The 21673-nt window shown below is 67.0% G+C and carries 22 protein-coding genes; 11 read left to right on the top strand and 11 right to left on the bottom strand.

All coding sequences use genetic code 11. The annotated features are described in order from the left end of the window. Window positions 1-21: 21 nt before the first annotated feature. A complete protein-coding gene (locus EHF44_RS18870) occupies window positions 22-717 on the top strand; it encodes an RraA family protein (RefSeq protein ID WP_124685275.1) in 696 nt (231 codons plus the stop codon). After that, window positions 714-1658, top strand: coding sequence for a hydroxyacid dehydrogenase (locus EHF44_RS18865; protein WP_124685274.1), 945 nt, complete (start codon window positions 714-716; stop codon window positions 1656-1658). Before EHF44_RS18870 ends, EHF44_RS18865 begins: the two co-directional genes overlap by 4 nt. Before the next feature lie 79 nt (window positions 1659-1737). On the opposite strand, the gene EHF44_RS18860 is transcribed toward EHF44_RS18865, so the two are convergent. The 4 genes from EHF44_RS18860 to EHF44_RS18845 form a co-directional block, all read right to left on the bottom strand. After that, entirely contained in the window at window positions 1738-2547 is an 810-nt protein-coding gene (locus EHF44_RS18860) for a GntR family transcriptional regulator (protein WP_124685273.1), read from the bottom strand. Window positions 2548-2654: 107 nt separating this feature from the next. Then, a complete protein-coding gene (locus EHF44_RS18855; protein WP_437340357.1) occupies window positions 2655-3446 on the bottom strand; it encodes an isocitrate lyase/PEP mutase family protein in 792 nt (263 codons plus the stop codon). A 92-nt stretch (window positions 3447-3538) separates the two neighbouring features. Next, a complete protein-coding gene (locus tag EHF44_RS18850; protein ID WP_124685271.1) occupies window positions 3539-4669 on the bottom strand; it encodes a TauD/TfdA family dioxygenase in 1131 nt (376 codons plus the stop codon). Between the two features lie 11 nt (window positions 4670-4680). Continuing rightward, window positions 4681-5640 carry a tripartite tricarboxylate transporter substrate binding protein gene (locus EHF44_RS18845; RefSeq protein WP_124685270.1) on the bottom strand — a complete coding sequence of 320 codons (960 nt, stop codon included), beginning with the start codon at window positions 5638-5640 and terminating at the stop codon, window positions 4681-4683. Window positions 5641-6066: 426 nt separating this feature from the next. Between EHF44_RS18845 and EHF44_RS18840 the strand changes: the two genes are divergently transcribed. After that, on the top strand, window positions 6067-6252 hold the full coding sequence (locus tag EHF44_RS18840; RefSeq protein ID WP_124685269.1) for a hypothetical protein: 186 nt from the start codon (window positions 6067-6069) through the stop codon (window positions 6250-6252). Window positions 6253-6368: 116 nt separating this feature from the next. Here EHF44_RS18840 and EHF44_RS18835 read toward each other — a convergent pair whose 3' ends face one another. The 3 genes from EHF44_RS18835 to EHF44_RS18825 form a co-directional block, all read right to left on the bottom strand. Further along, a complete protein-coding gene (locus EHF44_RS18835; RefSeq protein WP_124685268.1) occupies window positions 6369-6746 on the bottom strand; it encodes a DUF427 domain-containing protein in 378 nt (125 codons plus the stop codon). Between the two features lie 292 nt (window positions 6747-7038). After that, the gene (locus tag EHF44_RS18830) at window positions 7039-7728 is read right to left on the bottom strand and encodes a GntR family transcriptional regulator (RefSeq protein WP_124685267.1); all 690 of its coding nucleotides are present in this window, start codon (window positions 7726-7728) and stop codon (window positions 7039-7041) included. Between the two features lie 192 nt (window positions 7729-7920). Then, window positions 7921-8454, bottom strand: coding sequence for an Lrp/AsnC family transcriptional regulator (locus tag EHF44_RS18825; protein WP_253700244.1), 534 nt, complete (start codon window positions 8452-8454; stop codon window positions 7921-7923). A gap of 145 nt (window positions 8455-8599) precedes the next feature. Here EHF44_RS18825 and EHF44_RS18820 point away from each other — a divergent pair, with 145 nt between their 5' ends. Next, entirely contained in the window at window positions 8600-9616 is a 1017-nt protein-coding gene (locus EHF44_RS18820) for a 1-aminocyclopropane-1-carboxylate deaminase (protein ID WP_124685266.1), read from the top strand. A gap of 34 nt (window positions 9617-9650) precedes the next feature. Here the strand turns inward: EHF44_RS18820 and EHF44_RS18815 are convergent, their stop codons facing one another. Continuing rightward, a complete protein-coding gene (locus EHF44_RS18815; RefSeq protein ID WP_124685265.1) occupies window positions 9651-10406 on the bottom strand; it encodes a TerC family protein in 756 nt (251 codons plus the stop codon). A 227-nt stretch (window positions 10407-10633) separates the two neighbouring features. Between EHF44_RS18815 and EHF44_RS18810 the strand changes: the two genes are divergently transcribed. The 7 genes from EHF44_RS18810 (at window position 10634) to EHF44_RS18780 (ending at window position 18993) form a co-directional block, all read left to right on the top strand. Further along, window positions 10634-11659 carry a 2-dehydropantoate 2-reductase gene (locus EHF44_RS18810; protein ID WP_124685264.1) on the top strand — a complete coding sequence of 342 codons (1026 nt, stop codon included), beginning with the start codon at window positions 10634-10636 and terminating at the stop codon, window positions 11657-11659. Window positions 11660-11880: 221 nt separating this feature from the next. Continuing rightward, a complete protein-coding gene (locus tag EHF44_RS18805; protein ID WP_124685263.1) occupies window positions 11881-12612 on the top strand; it encodes a GntR family transcriptional regulator in 732 nt (243 codons plus the stop codon). 310 nt (window positions 12613-12922) lie between these two features. Then, window positions 12923-14194 carry a formyl-CoA transferase gene (gene frc / locus EHF44_RS18800; protein WP_124685262.1) on the top strand — a complete coding sequence of 424 codons (1272 nt, stop codon included), beginning with the start codon at window positions 12923-12925 and terminating at the stop codon, window positions 14192-14194. 111 nt (window positions 14195-14305) lie between these two features. After that, window positions 14306-15088 (top strand): fumarylacetoacetate hydrolase family protein, encoded by a 783-nt coding sequence (locus EHF44_RS18795; RefSeq protein ID WP_124685261.1) that lies wholly within the window; start codon window positions 14306-14308, stop codon window positions 15086-15088. 247 nt (window positions 15089-15335) lie between these two features. Further along, complete coding sequence (gene oxc, locus EHF44_RS18790) at window positions 15336-17069, top strand: oxalyl-CoA decarboxylase (protein WP_124685260.1); 1734 nt, start codon at window positions 15336-15338, stop codon at window positions 17067-17069. Window positions 17070-17108: 39 nt separating this feature from the next. Then, window positions 17109-18359, top strand: a complete 1251-nt coding sequence (frc, locus tag EHF44_RS18785; protein WP_124685259.1) for a formyl-CoA transferase — start codon at window positions 17109-17111, stop codon at window positions 18357-18359. 187 nt (window positions 18360-18546) lie between these two features. Further along, entirely contained in the window at window positions 18547-18993 is a 447-nt protein-coding gene (locus EHF44_RS18780) for a PAS domain-containing protein (protein WP_124685258.1), read from the top strand. A 72-nt stretch (window positions 18994-19065) separates the two neighbouring features. Here EHF44_RS18780 and sucD read toward each other — a convergent pair whose 3' ends face one another. The 3 genes from sucD to EHF44_RS18765 form a co-directional block, all read right to left on the bottom strand. Beyond that, the gene (sucD, locus tag EHF44_RS18775; RefSeq protein ID WP_124685257.1) at window positions 19066-19938 is read right to left on the bottom strand and encodes a succinate--CoA ligase subunit alpha; all 873 of its coding nucleotides are present in this window, start codon (window positions 19936-19938) and stop codon (window positions 19066-19068) included. Continuing rightward, the gene (gene sucC / locus EHF44_RS18770) at window positions 19926-21119 is read right to left on the bottom strand and encodes an ADP-forming succinate--CoA ligase subunit beta (protein WP_124685256.1); all 1194 of its coding nucleotides are present in this window, start codon (window positions 21117-21119) and stop codon (window positions 19926-19928) included. Before sucC ends, sucD begins: the two co-directional genes overlap by 13 nt. Window positions 21120-21315: 196 nt before the next feature. Then, the gene (locus tag EHF44_RS18765) at window positions 21316-21633 is read right to left on the bottom strand and encodes a LysR family transcriptional regulator (protein WP_124685255.1); all 318 of its coding nucleotides are present in this window, start codon (window positions 21631-21633) and stop codon (window positions 21316-21318) included. Window positions 21634-21673 lie beyond the last annotated feature (40 nt).

Genomic DNA, 21673 nt, shown 5'->3' with positions numbered 1-21673 from the left:
CCGTCTTACCTGGAGCCGTACATGAGCCAAGCCAAAGCGTCCCCCGCGATCCGTCGCGACTATCCGCGCGTGTCGCCCGAACTGGTCGAGCGCGCCTCGACATTCCAGGCCGCCATCCTGGCCGACGTGGTCGGCCGCCGTGGCACGATGAACGCCCGCGTGCAGGGCCTGTCGCCCGCGATGAAGGTGTGCGGCCCGGCGCTGACCGTCGAGGTCCGGCCCGGCGACAACCTGATGTTCCACGTCGCGCTGGCCATCGCCCAGCCCGGCGACGTGATCGTCGTGGACGGCAAGGGCGACCAGACCGCCGCGCTGTGCGGCGAAATCATGGCCACGCAGGCGCAGGCGTCTGGCGTGGCCGGCTTCGTGATCGACGCCGCCGTGCGCGATTCGCACGAACTGGCCAGCGGCCCGTTCCCGGTGTTCTCGGCCGGCACCAACCCGTGCGGGCCCACCAAGGCCATCGGCGGGCTTGTGAACTGGCCGGCCGCCGTGGCCGGCGTGGCGGTCAACCCGGGCGACCTGATCGTCGGCGATGCCGACGGCGTGGTGGTCATTCCGCGCGAGGACGTGCCGGCCATTCTGGAACTGGCGCAGAAGAAGGTTGATATCGAGGCCAGGCGCATCGCGGCAATCCGGGCCGGCGAACTGCGTCCGGGCTGGCTGGACAAGGAACTGCGCGCCGCCGGCGTGCTGGCCGAAGGGGAATCGCTGTGACCGCCGTGAAAAAGCCCGCGCTGCTGGTGACCGGCAACGACCTGGCGCCGCAGGCGCTGGCGCTGCTGAACGATTTCGAGGTCAGCTTTGCCGGCAAGCAGTGCAGCGAGGACACCGTGGTGGCGCTGGCCAGGGCCACGGACCCGGTGGCGATCATCGTCCGCTACGGCAAGATCGGCGCCTCCGTGATGGACGCCGCGCCGTCGCTGAAGGTCATCTCGAAGCACGGCAGCGGCATCGACGTGATCGACCAGCAGGCCGCCGCCGCGCGCGGCATCGCGGTCCGGGCGGCGGTGGGGGCCAACGCGGCCGCCGTGGCCGAGCACGCCTGGGCGCTGATCTTGGCCTGCGCCAAGGCGGTGCCGCACCTGAACGACCGCATGCGCGCCGGCCATTGGGACAAGTCGATCCACAAGACCATTGAGCTGAACGGCCGCACGCTGGGCCTGGTGGGGCTGGGCGAGATCGGCCGGCGGGCGGCCGTCACTGGCGTGGCGCTGGGCATGCGGGTCATCGCGTTCGATCCGTACGCGAAGACGGTGCCCGATGGCGTGACGCGGGTGGACGACCTGCACGACCTGTACCGCCAGTCGGACGTCGTGTCGCTGCACTGCCCACTGACCGACGAGAACCGCGGCATGCTGAACCGCGACACGCTGGCGCTGTTCAAGGACGGCGCGATCCTGGTGAACACGGCGCGGGGCGGCCTGATCGACGAGGCGGCGCTGGCCGAGGCGCTGACCAGCGGCAAGCTCTACGCGGCCGGGCTCGACAGCTTTGCCGTGGAGCCGATGCCCGTGCCGCACCCGTTCCAGCAGGTGCCGAACCTGATTCTTTCGCCCCATATCGGCGGCGTCAGCGACGCGGCCTACGTGAACATGGGCGTGGGGGCGGCCCGCAACGTGCTGGCCGCCTTGCAGGAAGCGGCCGCGGCGGCCTGAATTCCTGAACGTGCCGATGCCGCAGGGCGGGGCGCCGGTCCATGGCGGACGGCTGGCATGACGCCGGCCGCGCAGTGGATCAGCCGTCCTGCTGCGCGCGGCCGCTGCGCCAGGTGCGGTCGAGCACCATCCGGTACGAGAAGCGCTCCGCCGGATGCACCGACCACGCCATCTCGATCAGGTTGCCGGCGGTGTCGCGGTACTGGCGGTTGATCCACAGGCCCGCAGCGCCGGCCGGCATGCCCAGCAGCGCGGCGATGTCGGCGGGCAGCGCCGCCGCGTGGATGACCTGCTCGATGCGCGAGACCGAGACGTTGAACTGCTGCTCGATCAGGTGGAAGACCGACGCCTCGATGTCCTGCTCGGCGCCGCGCACGCCGCGGTAGTCGGGGTGGACCCAGACCTCGTTGTAGCAGATCGGCGTCCCGGCATCCTCGCCGGTGCGCACGCCCCGGATCACCAGCCAGAGCTGGCCCTGGTACGGGTGCAGCACGGGATCGGCGTCGTCGCCCACCTCGCGCAGGTCGCGCGACAGCACGCGCATGCGCGTGGTGGCCGCGTACTGGAGCAGGTCGCCCACCTGGCCCACGGCCAGTTCGTAGCCCTGCTTGGCGCGCGCGGCCGTGACCACGGTGCCCACGCGCGGCGTGCGCTTGATCATGCCAAGCCGCACCAGCCGTTCGATGGCGGCGCGCACCGTGTGGCGGCTGGCGCCGAACTGCTTGCACAGTTCCATCTCGGTCGGCAGCTTGCCGCCCACGGGGTAGGTGCCCGATTCGATCTCGGCGCGCAGGCTGCGGGCCAGCGCCAGGTAGCGCGGGCTGGCGTCGGCGCGCACGTCGGCGTCCGCGTCGGCAAAGTCGTCTGGAAGGGTGCTGCCTTGTTCCATGGATCGCAGTGCAAGCCTCAGGTGGCGGTCACGGGGTCATCGGTAACGGAGCATAGCCGGCACCCCGCCGCACGGGCAAGCGGCCCCGCCGGCCGGCGGGGCAGCGGTCATGAAGCGTGCCGCTTGTCGAAATCCCAGACCGATTCGAAATCCATCAGCGTGTTGAAGCGCGGGAAGTCGTAGAGCCGGTCGCCGATGCCCAGCGACGTGCGGTGCGTCTGCAGGTGGCCGTAGACGTCCTCCAGCGCCTTGCCCATCGCCAGGAAGCCGACGGCGGGATAGATGGCGATGGCAAAGCCCATCTGCTCCAGCGTTTCGGCCGGCAGCACCGGCGTGCGGCCCGTTTCCACCACGTTGACCAGCAGCGGCAGGTCGAAGGTGCGGCCGATGGTCTCCAGCTCCTGCTCGGACTCGGGCGATTCCACGAACAGGATGTCGGCGCCGGCCCGCGCGTAGGCTTCGGCGCGGCGCAGCGCCTCGTCCAGGCCCAGCGTGGTGCGCGCGTCGGTGCGGGCGAGGATCAGGAAGTCGCGGCTCTCGCGCGCTTCCACGGCCACCTGGATCTTCTTGACCATGTCCTCGACGGGAATCACGCGCCGGCCCGGCGTATGGCCGCATTTCTTCGGGAATTCCTGGTCTTCGAGCTGGATCACGCTGGCGCCGGCCCGTTCGTAGCCGCGCACGGTATGGGCGACGTTGAGCAGGCCGCCGTAGCCGGTATCGCCATCGCAGATCATCGGTACCGTGGCCGCCGAGCAGAACGCGCCGACGCGGTTGACCATGTCGGTGTAGGTGGCCAGGCCCGCGTCGGGCAGGCCCAGGTACGAGGCCACCGTGCCGTAGCCGGTCATGTAGAGGCAGTCGAACCCCATGCGCGTGGCAATGCGCACCGAGATCATGTCGAACACGCCGGGCGCGGCGATCAGGCGCTTGCGCGCCAGCAGTTCGCGGATCGACGGGCGGGCGGCGCCCTGGGAGGGGGTGGCGGTCATCAGGCGGCTTCCTTGACGGGGTAGATGCGCAGTTTCATGCCGTGGGCGTTGGCCATGCGGGCTTCGAACGCGCGGATTTCGGGGGTGATGCCGGTGCCGCGGAATCCGCCGCGCACGCAGGCGGCGTCCACGTCCTTGTAGGCGTCGAGCCAGCCCAGCGGCAGCGGCTGCGCCTGGGGCAGCGACAGCCAGAGCCGGAACAGGTGGCGCTTGCGCTCGGGCTCGGGATGGTCCTCGTACTCGGTGCGCGAGTGCAGCACGATATGGTTGTTCAGGAGCTGGATGTCGCCGGGCTGCAGGTCCATGTCGTAGCACAGGTCCTCGCGCGCCAGCAGCGCATCGAACAGGTCCAGCGCCTCGGTCTGCCCTGGCGACAGGCGCGGCACGTCCGGAAACGTGGCCTGCGCGCCCTTGATGTGGTTGCGGATGTGGCGGCACGCAAAGTGGCCGTCGCGCACGCCAAAGATCGGCGCGGCATACCACGGGGCTTCCTCGGGCGCTTGTTCGCCCTGGCGGCTGAAGATCAGCGGCGCGTAGAGCTCGGCGGCCAGGTCCGGCCGCTGGCGCACCATCTCGTTGTGCGCGGCGATGGAACTGGTGATGAGGCTGGAGCCGCCGCGCCTGGCCGTGCGCACGCAGAACAGGCCGACCATGTCGCTGCCATCGGCGTGGAAGTCCAGGCCCGAGCGCGTGTTGTAGCCGCGGCCGGTGCTGGAGCGGTAGGTGCCGCCGGCATCGCGCACGTCGGAGACGAACTGGCTCAGCTTGCCCTGCGGACGCGGCACGCCTAGCAGCAGGCCGATGCCCCAGAACAGCTTGCGCAGCGCATCCACGTCCCAGCGCTCGACCGGAAAGCCGCGCAGCAGCTTGACGCCAAAGCCGCCCTGGGTATCGTCGACCAGCGCCACCAAGCGGCGGCGCACGCGGGCGTCGAGCGGAAAATCCTCGATCGACATGTCGAACATGTCCTTGCCGGTGGCCAGCGCATGGCGCAGGGCCTGCTCGAACGCGGCGATTTCCTCGGCATCGAGCACGTGGATCCAGCTTGTGTCGCGCTCCATGTCGGCGCGGGTCCAGCCGCCGGGCACGGGGCGGATGGCATCGACGGACGGGGTGTCTTGGGGGGTCATGTTCGCTTGCCTCACTCTGCTTGCAGGTTGACTTCCTTGGCCAGGCGCTGCCAGAAGGCAAAGTCCTTCTTCACCTGCTCGTTGAACGCGTCCACCGGCTGGGCCACGGGCGTGGCGGCCTGTTCGGCGAGGATTTCCTTCATGTCGGGCGCCATCACGATCTCGTGGATTTCCTTCTGCATCCGCTCCAGCGCCGCCTTGGGCGTCCTGGCCGGGGCGTAGAGGCTGTAGGACGTGTAGACCTCGAAGTCCTTCATGCCGGACTCGATCATGGTGGGCACGTTGGGCAGCGCCGGCGTGCGCTGCGCGCCGGTCACCGCCAGCGGGCGCAGCTTGCCGGCCGTGATGAACGGCTTGGCGGTCAGCACGCTGGTCACGCCGACCGTGGTCACGCCGCCGATCACGTCGGTCATCAGCGGCGCGCCGCCCTTGTAGGCCACGTTGACCATGTCCAGATGCTGGTACTTGTTGTACATCTCGCCAACCAGCCGGGTCATGTTCTCGGAGCTGCCGTAGGAGTACTTGTCCGGCTTGGCCTTGACGTGGCGGGCAAACTCCACCGCGTTCCTCGCCGGGAATTCGCTCTGCGTGACGAAGACCAGCGGCGACTGGCAAACCATGGTGACGCCAACCAGATCCGCGAAGGTGTCGTACGGCAACTTCTTGTAGAGGATGGGGTTGAGCAGGTGGGTGTTCACCACGAGCACGTAGGTATGGCCGTCGGGCGGCGACTTGACGACGTATTCGGTGCCAATGATGCCGTTGGCGCCGGGCCGGTTGTCGACCACGACCGACTGCTTGAGCCGGGGCGTCAGGCGCTCGGCCAGGCGGCGGGCGACGATGTCGGTGCCGCCGCCGGCCGAATACGGCACGACGATTCGCACCGTCTTGTCGGGAAACTCGGCCCGCGCGGGCAGGGCGATCACGGCAAGGCCCAGCGCGATGGCCGTGAGGGTGTGGGGCGCAGTCATGCGGTTGTCTCCTCTTTCCTGCGATGAAGTCCGGCTGGAGCCGGATCGGGATCATCTTGTCCGATTTATTATTTTGTCCGGACAAATAATGGGATAAGGATAGGAAGCGGGGTGGTGCGAGGCAAGGCGCGGGGTGTCGGTGCTTACCCTAGCGGTGTTGGCGCTCGGTGATGCATCCATACCACGGTGCCGATCGCAATACATCGTTTCGGATTACGAAATTCCATTGCGATATGTGGAAGATCAGTCGCTATTCGGCGACGCCAGGCATGCCCGGCGCCACTTTGGCTCGGCGGCGGGTGCCCGAATAGGGTGAAATGGCGCGCCTCCTTCCATACGCACTATTACCTAATGCTGCAATGCCGCAATCGCTCTGCTACAATTCGGGAAAACCCCATAAGGGTAATCCCTGTAAGGAAGGACGCCATGAACACCCAATCCGATATCAAGCTGACCGATCAACTGGAACGTGACCTCATCGACCGCGAACTGGGCGCGCAAAGCCTGGGCTTCGCCAACGACGTGAAGCGCGTGATCGCCGCCGTCCAGAACGTTTTCACCCGCCTGCAGGCGGAAGCGCGCAAGGCCAAGGTGGTCTACGCGAACGGCTGATCGGCCGACGCTGATTGCGTGAGCGGCGCCTCCGGGCGCCGCATCGCCATATAAAGAACCGGCCCGCCGCACACGGCTCAAGTGTGCGGCGGGCCGGTTTTTTTCTTTTCGCGGGCTCAGTCGAGCAGTTCGATGCTGTCGACGCGATTCGGGTAAAACGCGACGTGGCCGGCAATCTGGGCCACGGCGGCGTGCGGCTGCTCGTAGCTCCAGACCGCGTTGTCGCCCCGGGCGCCCGCCGAGGCGATGCTGAAGTAGCTGGCGTCGCCCTTGTACGGGCAGTGGCTTGTATGTGACGTAGGCAACAGTTGCGCCATGTCCACGTCCTCGCGCGGGATGTACTGCACGGCGGGATAGGACGCTTCCTGCAGGTTCAGCGCCCGGCGGGAATCGGCGACGACATGGCCGCCGGCCTTGACGACGACGCGCTGGCGCTGCGGGGTGATCGTGATGGGATGGTCGGGGCCGGGGATCTTGACGGACGGGCCGGTCATGGCGACTCCTTGAGGGGAACGGCGGGAAAAAGGTAGGCGCGGCAAGCTGCCGCGCCCGCGCCGGCCATGTCGCACGCCTGAGAGCCGTGCGCGCCCGCGCCAATCATGAAAAAACCGCCACGGAGGTGACGCGGGGCTGAAAGGGAGAGAGTTCCTGCAGCCCTGGGAAGAAGATAGCGGCTGCGATCGTTGCGGAAAAGCGCAACGGCGGAACACACTTTTCGGCCCCATAGAATAATGGCCCCGTCGGAGCGGAGCCATGTGGGACCATGCGGGGCAGAGTGGGGCGGGCCTAGCTGCCCGATTGTTCCTCGATCCAGAGCGACAGCCGCACCTTGTACGCCTGCTGGATATGGCGCCGCGTGATCAGTTCGGCCTGCTCGGGGTTGCGCGCCTCCAGTGCTTCCACCAGCGCCATGTGTTCCTCGTACGAGCCGCGCGCCCGGCCCGGCACCGCTAGCGTCGACCGGCCCAGCAGCGCCATCGACTCGTGCAGCGAGCGCAGGGTCTTGAGCAGGTAGCGATTGTGCGCGCAGCGGTGCAGCGTCTCGTGGAACAGGCGGTTGTTCATCGCCAGCTTGTCGGGGTCTTCGGCGAACGACAGGTCGCGCTCGACGATGTCGCGCAGCAGCGAGATTTCCACATCGGTCGCGTGCCGGGCTGCCAGCGCCGCCGCCGTCGATTCCAGCACCTCGCGCATCACGTAGAGCTCGCTGACCATGCTGGCGTCCAGCCGCGTGACCATCATGCCCCGGTTGGGCTCGTTGACCACCAGGCCCTCGGATTCCAGCCGCGACAGCGCCTCGCGCACCGGCGTGCGCGACAGCCCCAGCGACTCGGCCAGTTCCACTTCACGCAGACGGGTACCTGGCGGCAGCTGGCCTGCCTGGATGGCGGCACGCAATTGTTGATAGGCCCGCTCGGAACGCGGCAACGAAGCACTCTGGTCGCCGTCGGCGCCAGCCAGGTCCGTAGGAAGCATGAAAACGTCAGGAGTTGACTGCAGGACAGCCGGTTTTTGGAGAATAACCGAAATGAATCAGGCGGTTATCCGGTCGGGCCGATGGTCGGTATCAGGCGGACACCGCAAATCGGCCAAAACGCACGATTCTACATCGCCGGACCGGGTGCGCCGGGGTTGCGCCGTCACCCGGCATCACGCCCCTGACCTGGCTCAAATGGGGAACTGCGTCGTCGAGAGGACCTGCTTGAGCACCATGAACGACCGAATCTGCCGAACGCCGGGCAGGTAGAGCAGCTGCTCCGCGTGCAGGCGATTGAAGCTGTCGCTGTCGCGTGTGCGCACCAGCATGAAATAGTCGAACTCGCCGGTCACCACGTGGCATTCCATGCAGCCGGACACCTTCTGCGCGGCCGTCTCGAACTGCGCGAAGGATTCGGGCGTCGAGCGGTCCAGCACCACGCCAATCATTACCAGCATCCCGGCATCGAGCGCCTTCGGGTTCAGCAGCGCCACGATGCCGCGAATCAGGCCCATCTCCTTGAGCCGCTCTACCCGGCGCAGGCACGCGGGCGGGCTTAGGTTCACCTTGGCGGCCAGCGCCACGTTGGAGATCGACGCATCCTGCTGCAACGTGCGCAGGATGGCCTTGTCGGCCCGGTCCAGCGCGTTGACATGCGGTAACGGCGTGTCCGCGGGCTCCGACGCCGGGGTTTGCTTCCGGGTACGAAATTTTGTTTCTTTCATGGAATGGTTGGCGGAATATTAAAAGGTCGAACGCCATTATCGATACCCGATGGTGTGGCGAAACGACATTCTTTGCAACCACGTTTCGAGTCGTTTTCCCTAGCATGGAGGCTGTTTCCCCACCCATCGAGATGGAGCTGCCACCATGCATCTGGAACGCTTTCCCCGTTATCCCCTGACGTTCGGCCCCACGCCGATCCAGCCGCTGAAACGCCTGTCGGACCATCTGGGCGGCAAGGTCGAGCTGTACGCCAAGCGCGAGGACTGCAACAGCGGCCTGGCGTTCGGCGGCAACAAGACCCGCAAGCTCGAATACCTGATTCCCGATGCGCTGGCGCAGGGGTGTGACACGCTGGTGTCCATCGGCGGCATCCAGTCCAACCAGACGCGCCAGGTGGCCGCCGTGGCCGCGCACCTGGGCCTGAAGTGCGTGCTGGTGCAGGAGAACTGGGTCAACTACGCCGATGCCGTGTACGACCGCGTCGGCAATATCCAGATGTCGCGGATGATGGGCGCCGACGTGCGGCTGGTGGCCGACGGCTTCGACATCGGCATCCGCAAGAGTTGGGAAGAGGCGATGGAGAGCGTACGGCAGGCCGGCGGCAAGCCGTATCCGATTCCGGCCGGCTGCTCCGAGCATCCGCTGGGCGGGCTTGGTTTCGTCGGGTTTGCCGAGGAAGTGCGGGCGCAGGAGACCGAACTGGGCTTCCGGTTCGACTACATCGTCGTGTGCTCTGTCACGGGCAGCACGCAGGCGGGGATGGTGGTCGGTTTCGCGGCCGATGGCCGGGCGGACCGCGTGATCGGCATCGACGCATCGGCCAAGCCGGAGCAGACGCACGCCCAGATCCTGCGGATTGCCAAGCACACGGCCGGGCTGGTCGGACTGGACCGCGATATCGCCGCCGCCGATGTCGTGCTGGACACGCGCTATGGCGGCCCGGAGTACGGGCTGCCATCCGAGGGCACGCTGGAGGCCATCCGCACCTGCGCGCGCTACGAAGGCATGATGACCGACCCGGTCTACGAGGGTAAGTCGATGCACGGCATGATCGACATGGTCCGCCGTGGCGAATTTCCCGCCGGATCGCGCGTGCTGTACGCCCACCTGGGCGGCGTCCCGGCGCTGAGCGCCTACAGCTTCCTGTTCCGCAACGGCTGAGGCCGGACCACTGCCCGGCCTGCCGCAGACCGGATCAGGCCGGGTGGCTGCCGCGCGCCTTCTCGCGGCGCCGGCGCGCCAGCATGTTCAGCCCCTCCACGGCCGTGGAGAACGCCATCGCCGTGTAGATGTAGCCCTTGGGCACGTGATGGCCCAGGCCATCGGCAATCAGCGTCATCCCGATCATGATCAGGAAGGCCAGCGCCAGCATCACGATGGTCGGATTGCGGTTGATGAAGTTGGCCAGCGGCGTGGCGGCCACCAGCATCACGGTCACGGCGGCGATCACGGCCACGAACATGATCGGTACGTGATCGGTCATGCCGACGGCCGTGATGATGCTGTCGATCGAGAACACCAGGTCCAGCACCAGGATCTGGCCGATGGCGGCGGCAAAGCTGGGCACCGCGCGCACCTTTGCCGCTTCGTCGCCGTGCTCGGCGTCGGGCGCCACGTGCTGATGGATCTCGCGTGTCGCCTTCCAGACCAGGAATGCACCGCCGGCCATCAGGATGATGTCCCGCCACGAGATGCCCTTGCCGAAGATCGTGAAGACCGGCTCGGTCAGCGCCACGATGATCGCGATGGTGGCCAGCAGCGCCAGCCGCAGGATCAGCGCCAGGCCGATACCGATGCGGCGGGCCTTTTCCCGGGTTTGCTCGGGGAGCTTGTTGGTGAGGATCGATATGAAGATGAGGTTGTCGATGCCGAGCACAATCTCCATGGCCACCAGCGTGGCCAGCGCGGCCCAGGCGGACGGGTCGCGTACCAGTGCGAGCAATGTTTCCATGCGGACTCCAGATCTCCGGGGGACGGTGGACGACAGGCCGGGGCGGCGGCCCGCAAGCGGACAACAGCCCACATGGTAGCGCACACCCTAGCGTGGACGGAACCGGTACAGCGGGTCAGTGCGCGCGCGGATGCAGATCGAGGTTGTCGAACCGCGATTGTGAAATATAGTATGTGATATACCAAGACATCTAACGCATCACTATCATCACAATCGAGGAGACAACCATGAAGATTTGTATCTATGGGGCCGGCGCCATCGGCGGCTACATGGGCGCGCAGTTGGCGTTGGCCGGTGCCGACGTCAGCTTCATCGCCCGCGGGCCGCACCTGGCCGCGATGCAGGCCCACGGCGTGCGCCTGCAGATCGAGGGCGAGGAGCGCGTGGCGAAAGTGCGATGTACCAACGATCCGCGCGAACTGGGCCCGCAGGACTATGTGTTCATCACGCTCAAGGCGCACCAGGTGCCGGGCGTGGTGGACCTGATGCAACCGCTGCTGGGCCCGGACACGGCTGTGGTGACCGGCGTCAATGGCATTCCGTACTGGTACTTCCACCAGCATGGCGGCGAATTCGCCGGCCGCACGCTGGAATCGGTGGACCCGGGCGGCAGGCAGTGGAATGGCCTGGGGCCGGAGCGCGCCATCGGCTGCGTGCTGTACCCGGCAGCCGAGATCGTGGCGCCGGGCGTCATCAAGCACGTCTATGGCAAGAAATTTCCGATCGGCGAGCCCGATGGCAGCCGTTCCGCGCGCGTGACGCGGCTGGCCGAGATCATGGGCCAGGCCGACCTGGACGCGCCGGTCCGGGACAATATCCGCGACGAGATCTGGCTCAAGCTGTGGGGCAACCTGTGCTTCAACCCCATCAGCGCGCTGACCCACGGGACGCTGGATGTCATCACGTCGGACCCAGCCACCCGGGCGCTGTCGAAGCAGATGATGCTGGAGGCGAAGGCCATCGCCGAGAGCTTCGGCGTGCATTTCCGGGTCGACGTGGAGCGCCGCATCGACGGCGCGGGCGCGGTGGGGGCGCACAAGACGTCGATGCTGCAGGACCTGGAGGCGGGCAGGGCGATGGAAATCGACCCGCTGCTGACGGTGGTTCAGGAAATGGGCCGGATGATCGGCCAGCCGACGCCGATGATCGACGCGGTGCTGGGCCTGATCAAGCAGCGCGACACCATGGCAAAGGCAGCGCAGGCGGCACCGGCGGCACAGGCCTCAGCGGTGCCAGTGGCGCGCGCGGCCTGAGGGCGGAGGGCAATGACCCTCCGGTCCTGCCTTCGATGTGATATACCATATACGAAAGGCCGGATCGGCCCCTTCGCCCACGTTGCCATGCGCGCCTGCCCAAGATAGATGAGCAGGACGCATGGCGCCATGCCAAACTGGATGGAATGACGTTCGCGAAGGGTCGGCCGCCACCAGGTGCCAACCGGCACCCGGGGCTCCGGCCACTGATGAGTGCATTCATGTCTGCCCAAAGCCAACCCGAAGTCCAGCCGCATGTACAGCCGCACGGGCTGTCCCTGTCGCTGCAACCGATCAATGCGGGCGCCAGCCTGCGCGACCAGGCGTACGCGATGCTGCGCCAGGCCATTGCCGACGCCGACATCTACCAGTCGCGCGAGGAGGTGAGGCTGGACGAGCGCGTGCTGTCCGAAGCGCTGGGCGTGAGCCGCACGCCGATCCGCGAGGCCATGACGCTGCTGGAGCAGGAAGGCTTCCTGCGCACCGTGCCGCGCCGGGGCATCTACATCACGCGCAAGACCAAGCGCGAGATCGTGGAGATGATCCAGGTCTGGGCCGCGCTGGAGAGCATGGCCGCGCGGCTGGCCACCGAGAACGCCTCGGACGAGGAAATCGGCAAGCTGCGCCATATGTTCGACAGCTTCCGCGATTCGACGCCGGCCGAGCATATCGAGGAATATTCCGACGCCAACATCGCGTTCCACCAGGCGATCGTGCAGCTGTCGAAGTCGCAGATCATCATGGACCAGATCAAGAACATCTTTGTCCATGTGCGCGCGATTCGGAAGATGACGATCTCGCAGAGCGACCGCGCGGCGCGATCGATCGTTGACCACCTGCGGATCATCGAGGCGCTGGAAAAGCGCGACACGGAACTGGCCGAGCGCCTGGTGCGCCAGCACTCGCTGGACCTGGCCGAGTACGTGCAAAAGTATTGCGATTTCCTGGATTGAGCGGCCTGTCGCGTCACGCGATGTTTGGCCGCTGAGCATTGGCCGGTGCGAGCACGCGCCGGCACCTCCCTTCCCATCTCCCCATCCGCCGCCCCCCGGCACGCGGCGCGTCGTCATTGGCGTGTGAGCGCCTTTCCCCCGGTCTCTGAATCCCCCTGAACAGCCTGTTTGCAAGGCTGTGCGTGCGGCCAAATTGCATTTGCTGCGCTGCAACGACGAAACCTGCGCATATGGGGGTGAAACCCTCTTGCATCTCCGTGATATACCACATACTGTATGTCAAAAGAACACGCAAACCCAGGAGACAAGCATGGCCGAGAGCCGGAACCCCAGCGACACCAGCAGCCCGGAGCAGCGCAAAGCTTTGGATGGCATCCGCATCCTTGACATGACCCATGTGCAGGCCGGTCCGTCGGCCACGCAGTTGATGGCATGGATGGGGGCCGACGTGATCAAGGTCGAAATGCCGGGCCGGGGCGACATCACGCGCGCGCAGTTGCGCGACGTGCCGAATGCCGACAGCCTGTACTTCACCATGCTGAACAGCAACAAGCGCAGCCTGACGCTGAACATGAAGACGCCGGAAGGCAAGGCGCTGCTGGAAGACCTGATCCAGCAGAGCGATGTGCTGATCGAGAACTTCGGCCCGGGCGTGCTGGCCCGCGCCGGGTTCGACTGGGACCACATCCAGAACCTGAATCCGCGCATGATCTATGCGTCGATCAAGGGCTTCGGCCCCGGCCCGTACCAGGACTGCAAGGCGTACGAGAACGTGGCGCAGTGCATGGGCGGCTCGGCCTCGACCACCGGCGAGGCCCACGGCACGCCGATGGTGACGGGCGCGCAGATTGGTGATTCGGGCACCGGCGTGCACTGCGTGGTCGGCATTCTGGCCGCCTTGCTGCAGCGCGAGCATTCGGGCCGCGGCCAGCGCGTGGAAGTGGCCATGCAGGACGCCGTGCTGAACCTGTGCCGCGTGAAGCTGCGCGACCAGCAGCGCCTGGAGGCCGGCCCGTTGCGCGAGTATCCCAACGAACAGTTCGACGACCACGTGCCGCGCGCCGGCAACGCGTCGGGCGGCGGCCAGCCGGGCGCCGCGCTGCGTTGCGCGCCGGGCGGCCCCAACGACTACGTCTACGTCATCATCCAGCCGCAGGGCTGGGAGCCGCTGATGCGCCTGTGCCGCCGCGAGGACCTGATCACCGATCCGGAATTCGCCACGCCGGAAGTGCGGCTGAAAAAGCTGTCCACCTGCTTCGGCATCATCGAGCAGTGGACGCAGGGCCGCAGCAAGTTCGAGGTGATGAACGCGCTGAACCAGGTGGACGTGCCGTGCGGCCCGATCCTGTCGATGAAGGACCTGATCGAGGACCGCTCGCTCTACGAGCGCGGCTACCTGGTGGAGCTGGAGCATCCGGCGCGCGGCAAGTACGTGCAGCTTGGCTCGCCGATCATGATGTCGGCGTCGCCGGTTAGCGTGGAGCGTTCGCCGCTGCTGGGTGAGCACACCGACGAGATCCTGGAATGGCTGGGCCGCTCGCCGGCGCAGATTGCCGCGCTGCGCGTGGCGGGGGCCATCTAGACGCCGGCGCCCGGCCCGCGCGGGCCCATCTCCACGGCCCCTGACAGGGGCTTCCATTTCCGCTGACAGCGCAGGCGCGGCACGCCCGCCGCCTGCCGAAGGAACGCTGCCGTGCAAACCTGGATTCGCTTTCGCCGTCCTGACGGCGACACCGCTTACGGCCGGATCGACGACGCCGATGCCGACCGGGTCATCGAATACGATGGTCCCGGCTATGCCGATCCCCGCCCCACGGGCAACACCTACACCTATGGCGCGCTGGAACTGCTGGCGCCGTGCCAGCCCGGCAAGATCGTGGCGCTATGGAACAACTTCCACGCGCTGGCGGCCCGGCTGGAAAAGTCGGTGCCCGTGCATCCGCTGTTCCTGCTCAAGCCGGCGAGTTCCCTGGCGGGCCCCGGTGACGCGATCGTGCGGCCGAGTGGCTACACCGGCAAGATCGCCTACGAGGGCGAACTTGGCATCGTCATCGGCCGCGAATGCCGCAACGTGGCGCTCAGCGCGGCGGCGTCGCACATCTTTGGCTACACCATCGTCAACGACGTCACGGCGGGCGAACTGCTCAACGCCGATCCCAATTTCCCGCAGTGGACGCGTGCCAAGGGCTCGGACACCTTCGGGTGCATCGGGCCGGCCATCGTCCGCGATTTCGACTGGCGCGCCGCCAGCGTGGTGACCCGCCTGGACGGCGTCGAGCGGCAGAACTACCCGCTGTCGGACATCGTGTTTTCGCCAGAAGAGCAGGTCAGCCGGCTGTCGCAGGACATGACGCTCATGCCGGGCGACGTGATTGCCGTCGGCACGTCGATCGGGGTTGGATCGATGAAGGACGGCGCGGTCGTGGAGGTGTCGATCCGTGGGATCGGCGCGCTGGTCAACCACATGCGCGGCTGAAGCCGGCTGCGCCTGGGCACGGCGGGGCGTTGTCTTTTTTACGCCCCGGTTTGCAGGAAATGCTGCGTTGCATCGACGAAAGTTGGTCGCAACACGGGAAAATTCCTTGCCGATTGTTGATATATCACATACCGTATTTCAGCGTCACCGGCGGATGCGGCCTCAGGAGGAGACACCGGGGCAGCCGTTGAAGACATCCCAGCAGAGACATTCCCATCACCGTCACTTTGCAAAGAAGGAAGCAACCATGGCAGAAGTCGGCAACGAACTGCAGCGTCACGCTGTGGAAGAGCAACAGGCACAAACCGATGGTTTTCATCTGGTCATTGACGCGCTGAAGCTCAATGGCATCGAGAACATCTACGGCCTGCCCGGCATTCCGGTCACCGATCTGGCCCGCCTGGCGCAGGCCAACGGCATGCGCGTCATCAGCTTCCGCCATGAGCAGAACGCAGGCAATGCGGCGGCCATCGCCGGCTTTCTGACGCAGAAGCCCGGGGTTTGCCTGACCGTGTCGGCGCCCGGCTTCCTGAACGGGCTGACGGCGCTGGCCAACGCCACCACCAACTGCTTCCCGATGATCCTGATCAGCGGCTCCAGCGAGCGCGAGATCGTCGATCTGCAGCAGGGTGACTACGAGGAGATGGACCAGTTGGCCATCGCCCGTCCGCACGCCAAGGCCGCCTTCCGCGTGCTGCACGCCGAAGACATCGGCGTAGGCGTGGCCCGCGCCATCCGCGCGGCCGTATCGGGCCGTCCGGGCGGGGTCTACCTCGACCTGCCGGCCAAGCTACTGGCCCAGTCGATGGAAGCCGAGCAGGGCCGCAAGTCGCTGATCAAGGTTGTCGATCCCGCCCCGCGCCAGCTGCCCGCGCCGGACGCGGTGGACCGCGCCGTGGAGTTGCTCAAGGGCGCCAAGCGTCCGCTGATCCTGCTGGGCAAGGGCGCCGCGTATGCCCGCGCCGATGCCGATATCCGCGCGCTGGTCGAGAAGACCGGCATCCCGTACCTGCCGATGTCGATGGCCAAGGGCCTGCTGCCAGACACGCACCCGCAGTCGGCGTCGGCCGCGCGGTCGTACGTGCTGGCCGAAGCCGACGTGGTGATGCTGGTGGGCGCCCGCCTGAACTGGCTGCTGTCGCACGGCAAGGGCAAGACCTGGGGCAAGCCGAAGCAGTTCATCCAGATCGACATCTCGCCGACCGAGATCGACAGCAACGTGGCCATCGCCGCGCCGGTGATCGGTGACATCGGCTCGTGCGTGTCGGCACTGCTGGGCAAGATCGGCAACGACTTTGCCAAGCCGGGCGCCGACTGGCTGGGCGCGGTGGAGGAACGCAAGGACAAGAACCTGTCGAAGATGGCCGAGACGCTGGCCAGGGATACGTCGCCGATGAACTTCCACAGCGCGCTGCGCGTGCTGAAGGACGTGGTCAAGGACCATCCGGACATTCCGTTCGTCAACGAAGGCGCCAACACCCTGGACTACGCGCGCGCCGTGATCGACATGTACCAGCCGCGCAAGCGCCTGGACGTGGGCACCTGGGGCGTGATGGGCGTGGGCATGGGCTACGCGGTGGCGGCGGCGGTGGAAACCGGCAAGCCGGTGCTGGCCGTGTGCGGCGACAGCGCGTTCGGCTTCTCGGGCATGGAAGTGGAGACGATCTGCCGCTACAACCTGCCGATCTGCGTGGTCGTGTTCAACAACAACGGTGTCTACAAGGGCATCGACGTCAACCCGTCGGGCGGCAAGGACCCGGCGGTCACGATGTTCGTGCCGGGCGCCCGCTACGACAAGATGATGGAGGCGTTTGGTGGCGCGGGCCACACCGCCACCACGCCCCAGGAACTCGAAGCCGCGGTGCGCGACGCGCTGCGGTCGGGCAAGCCCACGCTGGTCAACGCCGTGATCGATCCGGCCGCGGGCACCGAAAGCGGTCGGCTGACCAACCTCAATCCGCAAAGCTCGGCCAAGAAGTAATCCCCTGCATTTCACCTCCATTCCAATGGGAGACAGAACGTGAACCTACCTCTGAACGGCATCAAGATCATCGACTTCACGCATGTCCAGGCCGGCCCCGCCTGCACGCAGCTTCTGGCGTGGTTTGGCGCGGACGTGATCAAGGTGGAGCGCCCCGGATCGGGCGACGTTACCCGCACGCAGCTTCGCGACGTTCCGGACGCCGACGCGCTGTACTTCACGATGCTGAACAGCAACAAGCGCTCGCTGACGCTGGACACCAAGAAGCCGGAAGGCAAGAAGATCCTGGAGCAGCTCATCCGCGAGTCGGACGTGCTGGTGGAAAACTTCGGCCCGGGCGCGCTGGACCGCATGGGCTTCTCGTGGGAGCGCATCAACGAGCTGAACCCGATGATGATCGTGGCATCGGTCAAGGGCTTCAGCGACGGCCACCACTATGAAGACCTGAAGGTCTACGAGAACGTGGCGCAGTGCGCGGGCGGTGCCGCATCCACCACGGGCTTCTGGGACGGCCCGCCGACCGTGTCGGCTGCCGCGCTGGGCGATTCCAACACCGGCATGCACCTGGCCATCGGCATCCTGACGGCCATCATCGGCCGCCAGCAGACCGGCAAGGGCCAGAAGGTGGCCGTGTCGATGCAGGACGCCGTGCTGAACCTGTGCCGCGTGAAGCTGCGCGACCAGCAGCGCCTGGACCGCCTGGGCTACCTGGAAGAGTATCCCCAGTACCCGCACGGCACGTTCACCGACGTGGTGCCGCGTGGCGGCAACGCCGGCGGTGGCGGCCAGCCGGGCTGGGTGCTGAAGTGCAAGGGCTGGGAGACCGATCCCAACGCGTACATCTACTTCACGATCCAGGGCCACGCCTGGGAGCCGATCTGCAAGGCGCTGGGCAAGGAAGAGTGGATCACCGACCCGAACTACAACACGCCCAAGGCGCGCCAGCCGCACATCTTCGACATCTTCAACACCATCGAAGCCTGGCTGGCCGACAAGACCAAGTACGAAGCGGTGGACATCCTGCGCAAGTTCGACATCCCCTGCTCGCCGGTGCTGTCGATGAAGGAAATCGCCGCGGATGAATCGCTGCGCAAGAGCGGGTCGATCGTGGAGGTGCCGCACAAGCAGCGTGGCACGTACCTGACGGTGGGCAGCCCGATCAAGTTCTCGGACATGAAGCCCGAGATCACCGGGTCGCCGCTGCTGGGCGAGCACAGCGAGCAGGTGCTGGCCGGGCTGGGCTACAGCGAGGAGGATATCTCCCGCCTGCGCGAGGCCCAGGTCATCTGACCCAGGTGCTGGCGCCCTGGCGCCAGCGTCCGGGTGCCGGGGCCGCGTGGATGGCATGCCACGCGGCCCCGGCGTGTTTTGGGCTCCCGGACGCCCCGACGCCCCGGCCGCAAGGCCGGTGCCATAATGAGCCGCCCGCTGACCGGGCGGTGCAGCAGATCCTTCTCCCCATTCCTCAGGAATGACCATGCAGACTGAAATCGACTACCAGCAACTGGTGTCCGCCATCGGCGACGCGGTCATCATCTCCGGCCCCGACGGCGCCATCACGCTGTGGAACCCGGCCGCCGAATACATGTTCGGCTATACCCAGGAAGAAGCCCTGGGCAAGTCGCTGGACCTGATCATTCCCGAGCGGCTGCGCGCGCGGCACTGGGAGGGCTACGACAAGACCATGGCCACGGGCCAGACCCGCTACGGCCACGACCTGCTGAAGGTGCCGGCGGTCAACAAGCGCGGAGACGCGATGTCGATCGCCTTTACCGTGGCGCTGATGCACGGCGCCGGCGGGGAAATCACCGGCATCGTGGCGGTGATCCGCGACGAGACCGCGCGCTTCCAGGAAGAACGGGCGCTGCGCAAGCGCATTACCGAGCTGGAAGCCAAGGCATCGGCCGTGGCCGGCGCTGGCTGACGCAGGCTGGTCGGACTTTCGTCCGCCGCTTCGGTGTGTACAGGGGGGGCGGGGCCAGCCCGCTCCCGCTGCCTATTTCAACGCCGCCGCCATCGTCGACCCCAGTTCCGCGGGCGACATGGCCACGTGGACGCCGGCGCCGCGCAGGGCGTCGATCTTGGCCTGTGCCGCGCCCATCCCGTTCGAGACGATGGCGCCCGCATGGCCCATGCGGCGTCCCGGCGGCGCCGTGGCCCCGGCGATGTAGCCCACCACCGGCTTGCGCCGGCGCGCGTCGCGCAAGAACCGCGCGGCTTCCTCCTCGGCCGAGCCGCCGATTTCCCCGATCATCAGGATGCCTTCGGTCTGGTCGTCGGCCATGAACAACGCCAGGCAGTCGATGAAGTCCGTGCCGTGCACCGGGTCGCTGCCAATGCCGATGCAGGTCGATTGCCCGAGCCCGGCCGCCGTGGTCTGCGCCACCGCTTCATAGGCCAGCGTGCCCGAGCGCGACACCACGCCGATCCGGCCCGGCGCGTGGAGCGGCCCCGGCATCGCGCCGATCATGCACTGGCCGGGCGTGATGATCCCCGGGCTGTTCGGCCCGACAAGGCGGCTGGCGGAGCCTGACAACGCCCGCTTGACGCGCACCATGTCCATGACCGGCACGCCTTCCGTGATGCAGACGATCAGCGCGATGCCGGCGTCGATGGCCTCCAGGATCGCATCAGCGGCCGACGCGGGCGGCACGTAGATGACCGACGCATTGGCGCCGGTGGCCTCAGCCGCCGCGGCCACGGTGTCGAACACGGGCAGGCCCAGGTGCGATTCGCCGCCCCGGCCCGGCGTGACGCCGCCGACCATGTTCGTGCCGTAGGCCAGCGCCTGTTCGGCATGGAACGTGCCCTGCGCGCCGGTAAAGCCCTGGCAGATCACGCGCGTGTTCTTGTCGATCAGCACAGGCATGGCGCTCCTTTCTTGCGGCTGGCGCCGACGGCGGCCACGATTTTCCCGGCTGCCTCGGCCAGATGGCCGGCGCAGACGATGGGCAGGCCCGCATCGCGCAGGATCTGGCGGCCCAGGTCGGCACGGATGCCTTCGAGCCGGACGACGATTGGCAGGGTCAGGTCAGTGTCCCGCACGGCGGCGACCACGCTTTCGGCCAACGCGTCGCAGTGGACGGTGGCGCCAAAAAGGTTGAGCAGGATGCCTTCGACCTGCCGGTCGGCCCGCAGCAGCCGGAAGGCTCCAGCGAAGTGTTCCGGCGTGGCGTCGCTGCGCAGGTCGAGGAAGCTGGCCGGTTCGGCGCCGCCCAGCCGGACGAGGTCCATGGTGGCCATCGCCAGGCCGGCGCCGTTGGCCACGCAGCCGATATTGCCGCCCAGCCGCACATAGGCCAGCCCGTGGTGCGCCGCCTCGGCCTCGGCGGGGTCTTCCTCGCTCTCGTCGCGCATGGCCTCGATCTCGGGATGGCGGAAGAGGGCGCTGTCGTCGAACCGGAAGGTCGCGTCCAGCGCGATCAGGTCGCCGCAGCCGGTGACGCCGAGCGGATGGATTTCCAGCAGCGAGGCATCGAGTTCGACAAAGGCGCGGTAGGCGGCATGGACAAAGCGCGTGGCGGCGTCTACCTGCCGGCCGGACAGCCCCATCGCGCAGGCCAGCCGGCGCGCATGGAACGGCTGGATGCCGGTGGCCGGATCGATCGTCACCTTGAGGGCGCGGGTGCCCGCGTCGACGTCGGGGGCGGCCAGCATGGCGACCCGCGACGTGGCGCGGTCGATCTCGATGCCCAGGAACAGCTCGCGCTCCACCTCCACGCCTTTCTCGACGTAGAAGCGCCGCACCGTCCGGCCCGCCGGCCCGGTCTGGCCGGTCACCAGGGTCTGGCCCAGCATCTGGGCCGCGTGGGCCTGCACCGCGTCGATCGACGTGGCGACGCGGACGCCGCCCTGTCCCGAATCATCGCCGGCAAAGCGCCCTACATCGCGGCCGCCGGCGTGGATCTGCGCCTTGACGATCCAGACCGGGCCTCCCAGCTTGCGTGCGGCGTGGGCGGCCTCGTCCGGCGTGAAGGCCACGCAGCCCGGGGGGACGGGCACGTCGTAGCGCCTCAGCAGCTCCTTTGCCTGATGCTCGTGGATATTCACGTGTCTCCTTGTGCGTCTGGCCGGCAAACTGCTGCCGGTCTGATATCGTTATTGGAATATGGTATGTGATATACCAACGAAAGCAAGGAGATGTGCTGGAAAGGATGCTTGGGGCCACGGCCGCCTACAAAAGCAACGGGCCCCTTGAAGGGGCCCGCAGCGGACGGTGTCGGCGCCAGGAAGGCGTTGCGCGGAATCAGTTGATGCCGGCGCCTTCGCGGGCCTTCAGGTACGCGTTCTTCTTGTCGAAAATCAGCTGGCTCAGGAACGGCGCGTCATAGGCCGTGAGCAGGTGGGCATGGTACTGCTCGATGTAGCGCGTGACGCGCGTCTTCTCGCATTCGATGCCGCAAAGCCAGTCGAACATCGGCATGTCCCAGCGGAAGCGCAGGCCGAGTTCTTCGAACGCGGCGTTGAAGGCTGCCAACTGGTTGTCACGATCAGGACGGCGCATCTCGCTGACGGCCGCCGACATTGCGGCGGTGGCGGGCGCGTCTGACTGGAGGTGGTTCATGATCGTCTCCTCGGGTTGAACAACACACGTCTTTCGCGTG

This window comes from Cupriavidus pauculus, from assembly GCF_003854935.1.
GTDB classification, from domain to species: Bacteria; Pseudomonadota; Gammaproteobacteria; order Burkholderiales; family Burkholderiaceae; genus Cupriavidus; species Cupriavidus pauculus_C.
This window is presented reverse-complemented; position numbering and strand designations above follow the sequence as displayed.